The following is a 13879-nucleotide window of genomic DNA, read 5'->3' as shown; positions in this document are numbered from 1 at the left end:
TAAAGGCGCGACTGGGCGCTCACAACCTGGCCAAAAAGCCGGCGTTTCCGGCCGCCGGGCGCCGCGCGGCCCGCCGTCACGGCAAATCCGGCGCGCCGGGGCTCCTCGGAACGGTCCCGATCGGGTAAAATAGCGGGCTACGCGTGTAGCAAACCGGCCGGTCAACTACCCGGTCGCGTGTTTTGCCTGCACTGGGCCATGGGCTGTCCCCGACGCCTTGCCCGCTGCGCCGCAAAACGCCGCATTTGCTACGCCACCGGGCTTCGCGCCCGCCCTCCCCGCTGACACCCAAGGATCCGCCCATGACAGGCTTCGATCGCCAGACGATCTCCGACACGACCGCCAAGATGCTGCTCGAAGTGCAGGCCGTACACTTCAACGCGGAAAAACCGTACATTTTCACGTCCGGCTGGGCGAGCCCGGTCTATATCGACTGCCGCAAGCTGATCTCGTATCCGCGCGTGCGCCGCGGCCTGATGGAAATGGCTGAAGCCACGATCCTGCGCGATGTCGGCTACGAGCAGATCGACGCGGTCGCCGGTGGCGAAACCGCCGGCATCCCGTTCGCGGCATGGCTGTCCGACCGCCTGATGGTGCCGATGCAGTACGTGCGCAAGAAGCCGAAGGGTTTTGGCCGCAACGCGCAGATCGAAGGCCTGCTGACCGAAGGTCAACGCGTGCTGCTGGTCGAAGACCTGACCACCGACAGCCGCAGCAAGATCAACTTCATCAACGCGCTGCGCACGGCCGGCGCGCAGGTGAACCACTGCTTCGTGCTGTTCCACTACAACATCTTCAAGGAAAGCGTGTCGGTGCTGAAAGACATCGACGTCGACCTGCACGCGCTCGCCACGTGGTGGGACGTGCTGCGCGTCGCCAAGCAATCGGGCTACTTCGAAACGAAGACGCTCGACGAAGTCGAGAAATTCCTGCACGCACCGGCTGAATGGTCGGCGGCGCACGGCGGCGCGACGGCTTCGCCGCAGTAAGCGTCATCGGGCCTGGCCGGAGCGGCTTCCGGCTGATGCAAAAAACCGCCTGTTTTTTGGACAGGCGGTTTTTTTATGCGCAACAGATATTGCGCTCACACCCGCATCGCAATTCAGCCGCTCTCGCCCGGCGTGTACGACGACAGGTTCAACAAGCCGTTGCTCTGCGCGTACTGGAACAGCTCCGAATCGCGTTCGAGGCCGAGCTTGCGCATCGCCGTGTTCTTCTGCGTGCTGATGGTCTTGATGCTGCGGTTCAACTGCTCGGAGATTTCCTTGATCGTCATGCCGGACACGAACAGGCGCACCACTTCGAGTTCACGTCGCGACAGGATCACTTCGCTCGTCTTGCCGCCCGCGTTCATGCGCAATGTATCAAGCGACGCGCGCACCGAAGGGCTCATATATTCCATCTTGCGGCTCACGTGCTGCACGGCAAGCCCGATGTGGCTCAGATCGTCGGACTTGTTGACGACCGATTCGACGCCCAGGTCGCTCAGACGCTTGAGCAGCGCGGCGTTCTCGAGCATCGTCAGCACGACGATGCCGAGCGTCGGGAAGTTGCGCCGCAGATAACTGATCAGCGGCAGGCCGTCGCCGTACTGGCCGCCCGGCATGGCGAGATCGGTCACCAGCACGTCGCAGGGAATGGTCTGGAGAATGTGGATGAGTTCGGTGGACTGCTTCGCTCGCGCGACGACCTCGATGCCGGCGAACTTGAGCAATGCGTTCTCGGCACCGAACAGAATGACCGGATGGTCGTCGGCCACCACGACCCTGATGTTCTCCTGCATGCACGCCCTCGACGAAAGCTGGATGACGGTCTCTCTGTCATCTAACGTATTCTGGATTTATTAGTCTTGCTTGCGGTTTTGGCCACATCGCGATTCATCCGAATATAGCCGATTTCCTTGCAGGCCGGCCTGTTCGGGAAAGAGAATCGCCTCAAACCTACACCTCGATGAACCGGAATCGACGCGTGAGCGCAAAATAGGGACAATGATCCTCGTGACGATGGTGACGTCACGGCTCTGATAGCAACCATCTTGCATGGGATCGGAGTGACGCGTTCAAGCGTCAACTCTGGTCGACCGCAACAGCTTGCATGGGACCAGAGTAAGTGCATGGGGCTGGAGTAAGCGCTAAAAGCGCCAACTCAGGCCGACACGCTAACTCTGGTCGACCGCAACAGCTTGCATGGGACCAGAGTAAGCGCATGGGGCCGGAGTAAGCGCTAAAGCGCTAACTCCAGCCGACACGCTAACTCTGGTCGACAGGAGAACCGGTACATGCGTTCGCGTTGCCTCGTGGTATCGCCTGCTGCGCTCCGCTTTCATCTGCCTTCTCTCGTGCTGGCGATATCCAGCCTGGCGCTCTTCGCCGCCCAGGGCCCGCGCGCGCTCGCACAGGGTACGTTCGGGCTTTCGAGCACGAGTTTTCGTGCCGGCGGCTCCGTCGGCGATGCCCAGGTCTTCGATGAGGACGGCTGCAAGGGCGGCAACCGTTCACCGCAACTTTCATGGCACGACGCGCCGGCCGGCACGCGCGGCTTCGCGATCAGCATCGTCGACCCGGATGCGCCCGGCCGCGGCTGGTGGCACTGGGCGGTAGCCGGCATTCCTTCGAGCGTCGACCGGCTGCCGGAAAACGCCAGCGCCTCGGGCTATCTCCAGAAGCTCGGGGCGGTCGAGGCGCGTAACGACTTCGATATCGACGGCTACGGCGGCCCGTGCCCGCCCGCCGGAAAGCCGCATCACTACGTGATCACCGTGTACGCGCTCGACACGTTGAACCTGCGGATCGCACAGGGCCGGCCCGCGCTGATGTTCGAGCACGAAATCGACACCGCGACGCTCGGCTCCGCACGGATGGTGGTGACCTACGGCCGTTAGCGCACGGACGACCGCGTCCCCCGGCAGCGCACTGCGTCCGGACATGATGCAATGCGAAAACCAGCGCCGCCGGGCGTCCACGCTTCGCTCAACCAGCTCCGGAGATTGCTCATGTCGAAAATCGTCATCGTGTATCACAGCGGCTATGGCCATACGAAGAAGGTTGCCGAAGCCGTCCTTGCCGGAACGCTCGACGCCGGCGCCGACGCGAAACTGATCGCCGTGGGCGAAATCGACGAAGCGGCCTGGGCGGAGCTCGAGGCCGCCGACGGCATCATCTTCGGCGCACCGACCTACATGGGCGGTGCATCCGCCGACTTCAAGAAATTCGCCGACGCCAGCTCGAAGCCATGGCTCACGCAGAGCTGGAAGGACAAGATTGCCGCCGGTTTCACGAACTCCGCGACGATGAACGGCGACAAGTTCTCGACGATCCAGTACTTCATCTCGCTCGCGATGCAGCACGGCATGATCTGGGCGGGGATGGGCATCATGCCGTCAAACACGAAGGCGGCGACGCGCAACGACCTGAACTACGTCGGCGGTTACGCGGGGCTGCTGACGCAGTCGCCCGCGGATGCGTCCGCCGAGGAAGCGCCGCCGCAAGGCGATCTCGATACGGCGAAGGCGTTCGGCGCGCGAGTCGCGGCCGTCACGGCGCGCTGGAGCGGCAACCGGCAGGGCTAACCTCCCGGCGGCGACGTGACGACGACGCGTAGCGAAGGCGCGGCAGCGACGCGTGGCGAAGGCCCGGCGTCGCAACGCCACGCATCCGCCGCGTTCTGCCGACGATCTCCTCGCGATCCGCCTGCAACGCACCCCATCTGCCGTTGAACACCGTCATTCTGGCGTCATTTTCGTGGCGCACCGTCTTTTTTCGCCGACGCTTTCGTACGCGCGCCGCCATACGGTCTTAAAATGGCGTTCCGGCGCCGCATGGCGTCCACGCATTCCAGCACCCGCAAGCCAGTGAGATCGAGATGAGCACGAAAGTTTTTGTCGACGGACAGGAAGGCACGACCGGCCTGAAGATTTTTGAATACCTGTCGCAGCGCGCCGACGTGGAAATCCTGCGTATCGAGGAAGCAAAGCGCAAGGACCTCGACGAGCGCCGCCGTCTCATCAACGCATCGGACGTGACGTTCCTGTGTCTGCCGGACGTGGCATCGCGAGAATCCGCTTCGCTGGTTGAAAACGATCACACCGTGCTGATCGACGCGAGCACCGCGTTTCGCACGAGTGCCGACTGGGCGTACGGCTTGCCGGAACTGGCGCGCTCGCAGCGCGAGCGCCTGCGCTCGGCAAAGCGGATCGCCGTGCCGGGCTGCCACGCGTCGGCGTTCGTGCTGGCCATGCGCCCGCTCGTCGAAGCCGGTCTTGTCACGCCGGATTTCGCGGCGCACAGCTATTCGATCACCGGCTACAGCGGCGGCGGCAAGAAAATGATCGCGGATTACGAAGCCGGTGGCGACGCGAAACTGGCGAGCCCGCGCCCGTATGCGCTGGGGCTCACGCACAAGCACCTGCCGGAAATGGCGGCCCACACGGGACTGAAGTCGGTGCCGGTCTTCACGCCGATCGTCGGCAACTTCTATAAAGGTCTAGCGGTGACGACGTACTTCTCGCCGTCGCAACTCGCGCGCAAGGCCGCGCCGCAAGACGTGCAGGCGCTCTTCGCCGAATACTACGCAGGCGAGGCGTTCGTGCGCGTCGCACCGTTCAACGCGGACGAGAATCTGGACAGCGGCTTTTTCGACGTGCAGGCGAACAACGACACCAACCGGGTCGACCTGTTCGTATTCGGCAACGAGGAACGTTTCGTGACGGTGGCGCGCCTCGACAACCTCGGCAAGGGCGCATCGGGTGCCGCGATCCAGTGCATGAACCTCGCGATCGGCACCGGCGAGGAAACCGGCCTTAAACGCTGATTTCTCACATCGCGGGCAGCATTGCCCCGGTTCATGCAAGTAGATTAAAGCCGGCTTTCGAGTCGGCTTTTTTCATTTTCTGGCGCGGATTGCGCATCGCGTGACGATGGCAACGGACGTCTGAAGATCGGAGCCAGACGGATTTTAGATAAAAAAAAGCCCGCCAACTGGGGCGGGCTGAATCCATATCGGAGGAGACATGGAGGAGACAGAGACAACTATAGCAAATCGTTTGGTGCATCGCAACATAAATGCTAGAGGGCGTACTCAGGATTGCGGACACGCAGCACGCCGGTCACGCCGTGCCGGCCCATGCCGTTCCTTCGCATAACTGGCCTGCGACAGCGGTCCAGCGCGTCCAGAAAGGAATGCGTGCATGAAAAACGCCGGGGATCACCCGGCGTTTTTCGATGCGTGGCAAGCGTGACGATGCTGGCTCAGTGCCTGACCAGCGCCATCATCGCGCCGAAGCCGACAAACACGCCGCCGGTCAGCCGGTTAAACGCCCGTGCGACGTTGCGGCTCTTCAGCTTTGCGCCGATGCGCGTGCCAAAACCGGCGTAGACGAGATACCAGCTCACCTCGATCACCGCGAACGTCGCGACGAGCACGCCGAACTGCGGCAGCGTCGGGCGGCTCGCGTCGATGAACTGCGGCAACAGCGCGGCGGCAAACAGGATTGCCTTCGGATTGCTGCTTGCCACGAGAAAACCATTGCGGAACATCGACCACCTGGTACGCGGGAGGTCCGCTTTTACTTCAGGCGCATCGGCATTCGCGACCGCGGCTTCGTCGACGGGCGCGCGCCACGCCTTGATACCAAGCCAGACGAGATACGTCGCGCCGATCAGGCGCAACGCGTTGAACATCATCGGCCAGGCTTCGAGGAACACGCCGAGGCCCGCTGCGGATACCGACAACATCAGCACCAGCGCGGACAGACAACCCGCCATTGTCGCGCCCGAGCGACGCAGGCCGTGCCGCGCGCCATGCGTCATGACAAGCAGCATGTTCGGGCCGGGAATGGCTGAAATGACAAAAACGGTGGCAGCAAACAGCCACCAGATGTGCAGACTCATGACGGACGCCAGGCAGGAAAATCAGAAGGGACGGCCATTATGCCCGCGCACGCGCGCCGCAGCACGGTCGGACATAAACGGGGCACAAGCGAGGCCTTAGTGGGGCACAACCCGCAGCACAACATCAGCCATCCGGACAACAGGCGCAACGCGGCGCTTTCCCAAGACTGGCGTCACCGCCCGGCGCGGCGCGCCGACACCTGACCCAGCACGGCGAAATCCATTTCGCCTTCGCCGTGTGCGACCGCGTCGAGCAGGCTGTCGCGCACGACGCTCGCAATCGGCAAGGCCGTGGAAATCGTGCCGGCGGCGTCCAGTGCAAGCCGCACGTCCTTCAATCCGAGACGCGCCTTGAAGAGCGCCGGTTCGTACCGCTGCTCGGCGATCATCTTTCCGTAACCCTGATAGACCGGCCCTGGGAACGCGCTGCTCGTGATCACGTCGAGGAAATCCTGCATCGCGACGCCGTGACCGGTGAGGAGCGTCGACGCTTCGCCGAGCGTTTCCACGGCCGAGGCCAGCATGAAATTCACCGCCAGCTTCATGACGTTCGCCTGCTGCGGCAGCGAGCCGATGCGCCATGTTTTCTGGCCGATCGCGTCGAACACCGGCTGCACGAGATCGATGGCTTCGGCAGGACCGGCCGCGACAATCGTCAGCTTGCCCGCCGCCGCGACGTCCGGCCGGCCCAGCACCGGTGCCGCGACGTAATTCAGGCCGCGCTCCGCGTGCGCGTGCGCGAGCGATTCGGCGAGCGCGACGGAAATCGTCGCCATGTTGACGTGAATCAGCCCGCGCGGCGCGTTTTCCAGCAGCTGGCTGTCGATGACTTCGCGCAATGCGGCATCGTCGGCGAGCATCGAGAACACGGCGTCGCCCGCAAAGGCTTCGGCCGGTGTGGCCACGACCTGGGCGCCCGCGGCGCTCAACGCCTGCGCGCGCTCCGGCGAGCGGTTCCACACGCGCACGGTGTGCCCGGCTTTCAGAATGTTTGCAACCATCACGGCACCCATCTCACCGAGACCGATAAATCCTATGTCCATGCTGGACCTCCTCCGTCGAACGAAACGGAAGTAGACCACACCCGCGTGACACATGCATCCGCGCGCTGCCGGCGGCCCGGTGCCATACTGGTGAGATGGTTACGGCGACATTCCGGTTCTACGAGGAACTGAACGACTTCATCGCCCGTCCGTTGCGGCGGCGCTCGTTCAGTTGCGCATGCGCGCGCGGCGCCACCGCAAAGCACATGATCGAGGCGATCGGCGTGCCGCACACCGAAGTCGAGCTGATTCTGGTGAACGGAGAGTCGGTGGGTTTCGAGCATCCGCTGGCCGACGGCGACCGCGTCGCCGTCTATCCGAAGTTCGAGGCGTTCGACATCCAGCCGCTCCTGCGCGTGCGCGAACGGCCGCTGCGCGTGATGCGCTTCGTCGCCGATGCGCATCTGGGCGGTCTTGCGCAACTGCTGCGCCTGGCGGGCTTCGACACGCTGTACGACAACCACTATCCCGACGAAGACATCGAAGCCATCGCCTCGCGCGACCACCGTGTCGTGCTCACGCGCGACCGCGAACTGCTGAAGCGGCGCACGATCACACACGGCTGCTACGTGCGCGCGCTGAAGCCGAAAATCCAGCTGCGCGAGATTTTCGACCGGCTCGACCTCGCGGGCAGCGCGCAGCCGTTTCGCCTTTGCCTTGCGTGCAACGCACCGCTGCGGCGCATCGCGAAAGAGGACGTGGCGGGACATGTACCGGAGGGCGTGCTGGAGCGGCACGCGCGCTTCGTGACCTGCGACGTGTGCCGGCGCGTGTTCTGGGAAGGCACGCACTGGCAGCGCATGCGCGCGCTGATGGACAGCCTCGCGGGCGAGCGCGACGGCGCGACCGGCACGTCGCCCGCCGGCGTGGAAAACCCGACGTAGCTCGCGATAAAACGTTCGCGTTGAAGCCGCCGTCGATGGCACATCCCACGCGGTGCGTACAATGCGGGATTGTTCACATTCACTTATTCCGCAGGGGCATCTGGCATGGCAATGAAAAAATTCGACCTTGAGAAGAACAAGGCGCTCAAGCTGGCCAACGATCTGAAGCAATCGAAGGCTGGGCGCTTTGGCAGCGCCGCGACGCAAGCCGCGCCCGATCGTCGCGCGCAGCGCAAACTCGATCAGGAACAGGGGTTGGTGCCGTTCGCGTGCAAGCTGAACGCGGATCTCGTCGCGCAACTGAAGGAACGCGCGGCGACGCATCCCGATGGCATGACGGGCCTGCTGACCGAGGTGCTGCAACGCGGTCTCGCGGCCGAGGCGAAATAAGCGGCCGGACGAACGCTACCGCAGGCTGCCTCGCGACAAGCGCGCCAAACACAACAGGCGCCGCAACCATAAAGAAAGGCCAGGGTGAAAAACCCCTGGCCTTTTCTTTTTCGCCAGCGGAACGGATCCTGAGACCCGGACCGCCCGAACGGGAGACACCTTACTGCGGCGCGCCCTTGTCGGCCGTGCCGGCAGCCGAAGCGGCTTCCGACACCTTGGCGCGCTTGCCGTGCGTCTTCAGTTGCTTGTGCTTGTGCGCCGGCTTCGCCGCGGGGGCAGCCGGTGCGGATGCATCCTGAGCGAAAGCCTGAAACGACACGAGGGCGAACGAGGCTGCGATGAGCGAGGCGATGAGCTTCTTCATAATGTTTTTTTCCCCAAACCTGAGCGACTTGATCAATGTGAACGAGTAAGTACGACACGGTGAAGCGCACCCGGTGACGGCGTCTCCAGACGGCCTCCCCGCGGGGAGTATCACTTAGCGTAGGCGGTTTGTCATCTCATAAAAGCCACGCTGTATTTTCCGGGAGACACGTTTCTTTCTTTCCGCTTTCAACCGCTTTTGCCCGGTGCTGCCGGGGCTTTCAGACCGCCGGGAATTGCCGCTTTTGTCTGAATGATTCGCCACAACCAGGGGCCGCGCCAGAGCGTTCTGTCGAGGCGCGTATCATGTCCGCTCCGCAATCCAGATGCATTTCCGTCGTGAACGCCAACCGTCGCAAACACCTTCGCGCGAACCTGCTGATGCTGGTCGCCGCCCTGATCTGGGGCTCCGCCTTTGTTGCGCAACGGCTCAGCCTCGACGCGATCGGACCGTTCCTCTTCACCGGCCTGCGCTTTCTGCTGGGCGCGACGGTCGTGTTTGCCCTGCTGGTGTATCTGCGGCACGCGCGCCCGGGCGGCGAACCGGTCACGGCAGCGCGACCGGTTTCGCGTGAACTGCTCGCGTCGGGCGCCCTGCTCGGCCTGCTGCTTTCGGTGGCGATCTCGATGCAGCAGATCGGGCTGCAATACACGAAGGTCGCGAACGCCGGGTTTATCAGCTCGCTCTATGTCGTCATCGTGCCGGTGATGGGCGTGCTCGCGCGTCACGAAACGGCAATCGGCACCTGGCTCGGCGCGCTGCTCGCTGCCGTCGGCATGTATTTTCTGAGCGTGAGCGAGCACTTCTCGATTCTCTACGGCGACTGGTATCAGCTTGCCGGCGCATTCGTGATCGCGGCGCAGGTGATGCTCGTCGGACGGTTCGCGCGCCGCCACGATCCACTGATGCTCGCGCTCGTGCAGTTCGTCACCTGCGGCGTCGTGTGCCTTGCGATCGGGCTCGTGTTCGAGCCACTTACGCTCGCCTCGCTCGTGCGTGCCGCGCCGACGATTCTCTACGGTGGCGCGCTGTCGGTCGGCGTCGCGTACACGATTCAGGTGGTCGCGCAGAAGGACGCCGCACCCGCGCATGCCGCCGTGATTTTCAGCATGGAAGGGGTGTTCGCGGCGCTCGCCGGCTGGCTGGTGCTCGGTGAAACGTTATCCGGACGCGCGCTCTCCGGTTGCGTGCTGATGCTCGCCGGGCTGATCGTGTGCCAGGTGATGCCGGCGTGGGAAAGCCGGCGGCAGGCTGCGGCGTCATCGGCGGGACCAGGCTGAGGCGGCCCGGGCGATGACCCTGACGCGCCTTCACACAGGGCGGCGCGCGGTCCGCCATCAATCTGCCAGGCGCCCGCTCAAAAGACCGTTATGCTGCGGGTTATTCCTGCACCCGACAGAACCTACGGAAGAACACACCCATGACATCATCCAGTGACACGCCCAGCATGGCGCTCTTCTGCGATTTCGAGAACGTCGCGCTCGGCGTGCGCGACGCAAACCTCGAAAAGTTCGATATCAAGCTCGTGCTCGAACGTCTGCTGCTGAAGGGCAGCATCGTCGTCAAGAAGGCGTATTGCGACTGGGAACGCTACAAGGGCTTCAAGGCCGCGATGCACGAAGCGAACTTCGAGCTGATCGAGATTCCGCATGTGCGCCAGTCGGGCAAGAACTCCGCTGACATCCGGCTCGTCGTCGATGCGCTCGATCTCTGCTACACGAAATCGCACGTCAATACGTTCGTCATCATCAGCGGCGACTCGGATTTTTCACCGCTGGTTTCCAAGCTGCGCGAAAACGCGAAGCAGGTGATCGGCGTCGGCGTGAAACAGTCGACCTCCGATCTGCTGATCGCCAATTGCGACGAATTCATTTTCTACGACGACCTCGCCCGCGAAAATCAGCGCGCCACCGCAAAGCGCGCGAAAGAAACGCAGCCCGCCCCGAAGCGCTCGCCCGATGAAGAGAAACGCCGCCGCGACGATCTCGAGTCGCGTCGCAGCGAAGCCATCGAAATCGCCGTGCAGACGTTCGATGCGCTCGTGACCGAGCGGGGTGACAGCGGCAAGGTATGGGCGTCGGCGTTAAAGGATGCGATCAAGCGGCGCAAGCCGGACTTCAGCGAGTCTTACTACGGGTTTCGGGCGTTCGGCAATCTGCTTGAAGAAGCGCAGACGCGCGGTCTGTTCGAAGTCGGTCGCGACGAAAAATCGGGCACCTTCGTGTTTCGCGGCAACGGCGGCGCGGTGCGCAGCGAGCCGGCGGCACCGCGTGAAAGCAGGTCGAAACGGGGTGCGCGCAGAAAAGGCGCACAGGAACCGGCCGTGGCTGCGATTGCTGAACTGGAATTGCCCATCGCGCAGGATCTGTTCACCGCGCCGGAAGTGCATGACGTGCCCGCGGTGACGGAATACGCAGAAGCCAGGGCAGAGGATGAGGCAGCGCCGGCGGAACCCGCCGCCGCACGTCGCAAAGGGCGAGGCAGCAGGAAGACGTCTTCGAAGAAAGCCGAAGCGGCCGGTGCCGTGGAAGCGCCGGCCCCGACCGGCACCGCAACGGACCAGCCTGCGCCAGCAGCGGAAGCGCAACCCGTGCAACCGGAAGAGCGCGCGCCGAAAGCAAAGAAGACCGCTCGCAAGACGGCACCGCGCGCTCGTCGTCCGCGCAAGGCTGACGCGGCGACCGAATAAAGGGGAATGGGGAACACACGCGATTGAAACGCGCGCCGGTTCGCCCGGCGCGTCCTGAAGCCTGCAATCTGAAGCCGCTTTAGCGCATCAAGGTGTCAGCGACTGCAAAAGCGGCGCGAGGCCATCGCTCGCCGGCGCTGGCGCGGCTGCCTGGGCTGACGGCGCGGCGGTCTGCGCCATGGACTGGACTGCTGCCCGCGCGACGGCGTCGACCGCCGGGTCCGCAGGAATCTCACGGGTCACAACCGTATCCGGCACCACCGGCGACGTGCGCACGACCGTGTGCAGATAATGCTCGACGAGCGCGAAGAAGCGGTCGTAGAACTTGCCCGACGGGATCGTCTCACTCGAAATCTTCACCATCGCGTCGTTGTTCGAGCGGATCGGCAGCGACAGCGAACCGAGCACGCTCAACCCCACGCTCGCCGACGTATCGCTCTTCTTCAGCGCAAAGCCATTCTGCACGGCGTTCACATACGCGATGCTGGTGTCGCTCGCCTCCTCACCCGGCGTACACACGACGTGAAATTCCACGACGACGTGCGAATCGCCGCTCGGCTGGAAATTCTTCGTGCCGTCGATCGTGTCGCCGCGCGTCATGGTCGTCATGTATCCCTGGCTCAGCAGCGCACGACGCGCCGCTTCGCAGGTATCCGTGCTGCTCGCGTTGAAGTTGCGCGCGTACGGACTCACACCCGTATCGAACAGTTCCTGCTGGAATTTCGGCTGCGGCGATGTCGAGCAGCCTGGAAGCGCAGCGAGCGCGAAGAGCGCAAGCGCGGTGACGGTAGTTCTGGCAAGGACTTCATGCATGGTCGAAAGAAACCGGAGCGACGCGACGTCGAATGGCATGCATTGTAGAGCGCTTTTTGAGATGCGCGCCTGGAACGGGCGGGTAATAATAGTGCCAGCAACATGTACCCTTACCACCCCGATCTTTCGGGCGTTCACCTGCGTGGAGGTTTCGTGATCAAGAAGACGACCATCAAACGAAGTGTTGCCTGTTGCCTCGCCACATTGTGCGCATCGGCGTTCGTGCCGGTAGCGGCCGCTCCGGCTGCGTTCAGGATGACCACACCGATTCCCCCCGAAATCACGACGCCCGACACAGTCGACACGCGCATCGGCCAGTTGAAGTTCTTCGACGGCATCCCGACGCCCGAGACGGCGCAGAAGGTCTACGACAACCTCGACTTCATGCGTGGCGTCGAAGTGTTCCTGAACGGCATTCCGGGCGCGTCGCTGGTCGCGCTCCGGGCTGGCCTGCGTGAAGCGGGCGCAACCGGCAGCACCATCGGTATTTTCGAATCGCTGATGGATTCGAAGTCGCTGTTCCTGACTGCGAATACTGAAACCGTCTACTTCTGGAACTGGATGGACCTGAAGAACGGGCCAGTGGTTGTCGAAACGCCGCCGAACATCCTCGGTGTCGTCGACGACTTCTGGTTCCGTTATGTCACCGACCTCGGCAACGCGGGCCCGGACAAGGGCAAGGGTGGCAAGTACCTGTTCGTGCCGCCGGGCTATACCGGCGCGCTGCCGAAGAGCGGCTACATCATCGTGAAGTCGCCGACGTTCGGCAACCTGCTGTTCGGCCGCGCGTTCATGAAGAACGGCGACCCGAAACCGGGTGTGGAAAGCCTCAAGGCGCATCTGCGTGTCTATCCGCTGTCGCAGGCAGGCTCGCCGCCCAGGACGGCGTTCGTCGACATGTCCGGCAAGGTCATGAATACGGTACACGCCAACACGATCAAGTTCTACGAGGAGATGAACGAGATCGTCCAGGAAGAACCCGCCGGCGTTTACGGTCCTGACATGACCGGCCTCTTCGCGTCAATTGGCATCGTGAAAGGCAAGCCGTTCGCGCCCGATGCACGCATGACGAAGATCCTCACGGATGCCGTCGCGGTCGGCAACGCAACCGCGCGCGCGATCGACTTCGCCAACCGCGACAAGGCCGTGCTGATCTATCCGGATCGCCACTGGAACACGCCGTTCGTCGGCGGCAGCTACCAGTGGCTGAACGACGGCGCACGCAACTTCGACGCGCGCACGATGTTCTTCTATGCCGCGACCGTCGATACGCCCGCGATGGCGATCGCGATGCCCGGCATCGGCTCGCAGTACGCCGCGGCGAATTACGATGCGGCAGGCAAACCGCTCGACGGCGCGAAAAACTACACGCTGCACGTTCCGCCCAACGTGCCGGTGAAGGATTTCTGGTCGGTGGTGCTGTACGACCCGCAAACCCGCTCGATGCTGCAGACCGACCAGCAGTTCCCGAGCCTCTCCAGCGAAAAGGGCCTTGCGAAAAACGCGGACGGCTCCGTTGATCTGTATTTCGGACCGAAAGCGCCGGCGGGCAAGGAAAGCAACTGGATTCAAACCATTCCGGGCAAGAGCTGGTTCACGATTTTCCGGCTGTATGGCCCGCTCGCGCCGTGGTTCGACAAGAGCTGGAAACTCGAAGACATCCAGCAAGTGTCTTGAAGATGCTGCTTCAGACGGCCCGCTGACGCGGCCGTCGCGCTCATCCGCCGCGCGCGGGGCGCAACACGTGGAGCATGCACCGTAGCGTGAATGGCCGTCGCCAGCGACGGCCATTCATTGCGCGCAAGGCC

The 13879-nt window shown here is 63.4% G+C and carries 14 protein-coding genes; 9 read left to right on the top strand and 5 right to left on the bottom strand.

Annotated elements, in window-relative coordinates:
• The first annotated feature begins 302 nt into the window (after positions 1–302).
• Positions 303–989 (top strand): orotate phosphoribosyltransferase, encoded by a 687-nt coding sequence (locus BLV45_RS17820; RefSeq protein ID WP_090535260.1) that lies wholly within the window; start codon positions 303–305, stop codon positions 987–989.
• 113 nt (positions 990–1102) lie between these two features.
• On the opposite strand, the gene BLV45_RS17815 is transcribed toward BLV45_RS17820, so the two are convergent.
• Entirely contained in the window at positions 1103–1783 is a 681-nt protein-coding gene (locus BLV45_RS17815) for a response regulator (RefSeq protein WP_090535259.1), read from the bottom strand.
• A gap of 495 nt (positions 1784–2278) precedes the next feature.
• Here BLV45_RS17815 and BLV45_RS17810 point away from each other — a divergent pair, with 495 nt between their 5' ends.
• The 3 genes from BLV45_RS17810 (at position 2279) to argC (ending at position 4809) form a co-directional block, all read left to right on the top strand.
• Entirely contained in the window at positions 2279–2881 is a 603-nt protein-coding gene (locus tag BLV45_RS17810; protein ID WP_090535258.1) for a YbhB/YbcL family Raf kinase inhibitor-like protein, read from the top strand.
• 111 nt (positions 2882–2992) lie between these two features.
• Positions 2993–3568 (top strand): flavodoxin family protein, encoded by a 576-nt coding sequence (locus BLV45_RS17805; RefSeq protein ID WP_090535257.1) that lies wholly within the window; start codon positions 2993–2995, stop codon positions 3566–3568.
• Between the two features lie 293 nt (positions 3569–3861).
• A complete protein-coding gene (gene argC / locus BLV45_RS17795; protein WP_090535255.1) occupies positions 3862–4809 on the top strand; it encodes an N-acetyl-gamma-glutamyl-phosphate reductase in 948 nt (315 codons plus the stop codon).
• A 437-nt stretch (positions 4810–5246) separates the two neighbouring features.
• Here argC and BLV45_RS17790 read toward each other — a convergent pair whose 3' ends face one another.
• Positions 5247–5888: a LysE family translocator gene (locus BLV45_RS17790; protein WP_090535254.1), complete on the bottom strand. Its 642-nt coding sequence runs from the start codon at positions 5886–5888 to the stop codon at positions 5247–5249.
• Positions 5889–6061: 173 nt separating this feature from the next.
• Positions 6062–6985 carry an NAD(P)-dependent oxidoreductase gene (locus tag BLV45_RS17785; RefSeq protein ID WP_090535253.1) on the bottom strand — a complete coding sequence of 308 codons (924 nt, stop codon included), beginning with the start codon at positions 6983–6985 and terminating at the stop codon, positions 6062–6064.
• Between the two features lie 41 nt (positions 6986–7026).
• Between BLV45_RS17785 and BLV45_RS17780 the strand changes: the two genes are divergently transcribed.
• Together BLV45_RS17780 and BLV45_RS17775 are read left to right on the top strand one after the other, a co-directional pair.
• Positions 7027–7815 carry a Mut7-C RNAse domain-containing protein gene (locus BLV45_RS17780; protein ID WP_090535252.1) on the top strand — a complete coding sequence of 263 codons (789 nt, stop codon included), beginning with the start codon at positions 7027–7029 and terminating at the stop codon, positions 7813–7815.
• Between the two features lie 105 nt (positions 7816–7920).
• Complete coding sequence (locus BLV45_RS17775; protein WP_090535251.1) at positions 7921–8205, top strand: hypothetical protein; 285 nt, start codon at positions 7921–7923, stop codon at positions 8203–8205.
• A 160-nt stretch (positions 8206–8365) separates the two neighbouring features.
• On the opposite strand, the gene BLV45_RS17770 is transcribed toward BLV45_RS17775, so the two are convergent.
• Entirely contained in the window at positions 8366–8569 is a 204-nt protein-coding gene (locus BLV45_RS17770) for a hypothetical protein (RefSeq protein WP_090535250.1), read from the bottom strand.
• A 305-nt stretch (positions 8570–8874) separates the two neighbouring features.
• On the opposite strand from BLV45_RS17770, the gene BLV45_RS17765 reads away from it, so the two are divergent.
• Positions 8875–9849, top strand: coding sequence for a DMT family transporter (locus BLV45_RS17765; RefSeq protein WP_407671032.1), 975 nt, complete (start codon positions 8875–8877; stop codon positions 9847–9849).
• 140 nt (positions 9850–9989) lie between these two features.
• Positions 9990–11258, top strand: coding sequence for an NYN domain-containing protein (locus BLV45_RS17760; RefSeq protein WP_090535249.1), 1269 nt, complete (start codon positions 9990–9992; stop codon positions 11256–11258).
• An 87-nt stretch (positions 11259–11345) separates the two neighbouring features.
• Here the strand turns inward: BLV45_RS17760 and BLV45_RS17755 are convergent, their stop codons facing one another.
• Entirely contained in the window at positions 11346–12071 is a 726-nt protein-coding gene (locus BLV45_RS17755) for a DUF2242 domain-containing protein (RefSeq protein WP_090535313.1), read from the bottom strand.
• A gap of 102 nt (positions 12072–12173) precedes the next feature.
• On the opposite strand from BLV45_RS17755, the gene BLV45_RS17750 reads away from it, so the two are divergent.
• Positions 12174–13748, top strand: a complete 1575-nt coding sequence (locus tag BLV45_RS17750; protein WP_090535248.1) for a DUF1254 domain-containing protein — start codon at positions 12174–12176, stop codon at positions 13746–13748.
• The last annotated feature ends 131 nt before the right edge of the window (positions 13749–13879 follow it).

Source organism: Paraburkholderia sartisoli (assembly GCF_900107685.1).
GTDB lineage: Bacteria > Pseudomonadota > Gammaproteobacteria > Burkholderiales > Burkholderiaceae > Paraburkholderia > Paraburkholderia sartisoli.
The sequence above is the reverse complement of the archived record's forward strand: the minus strand, read 5'-3'. Positions and strand labels throughout refer to the sequence as shown.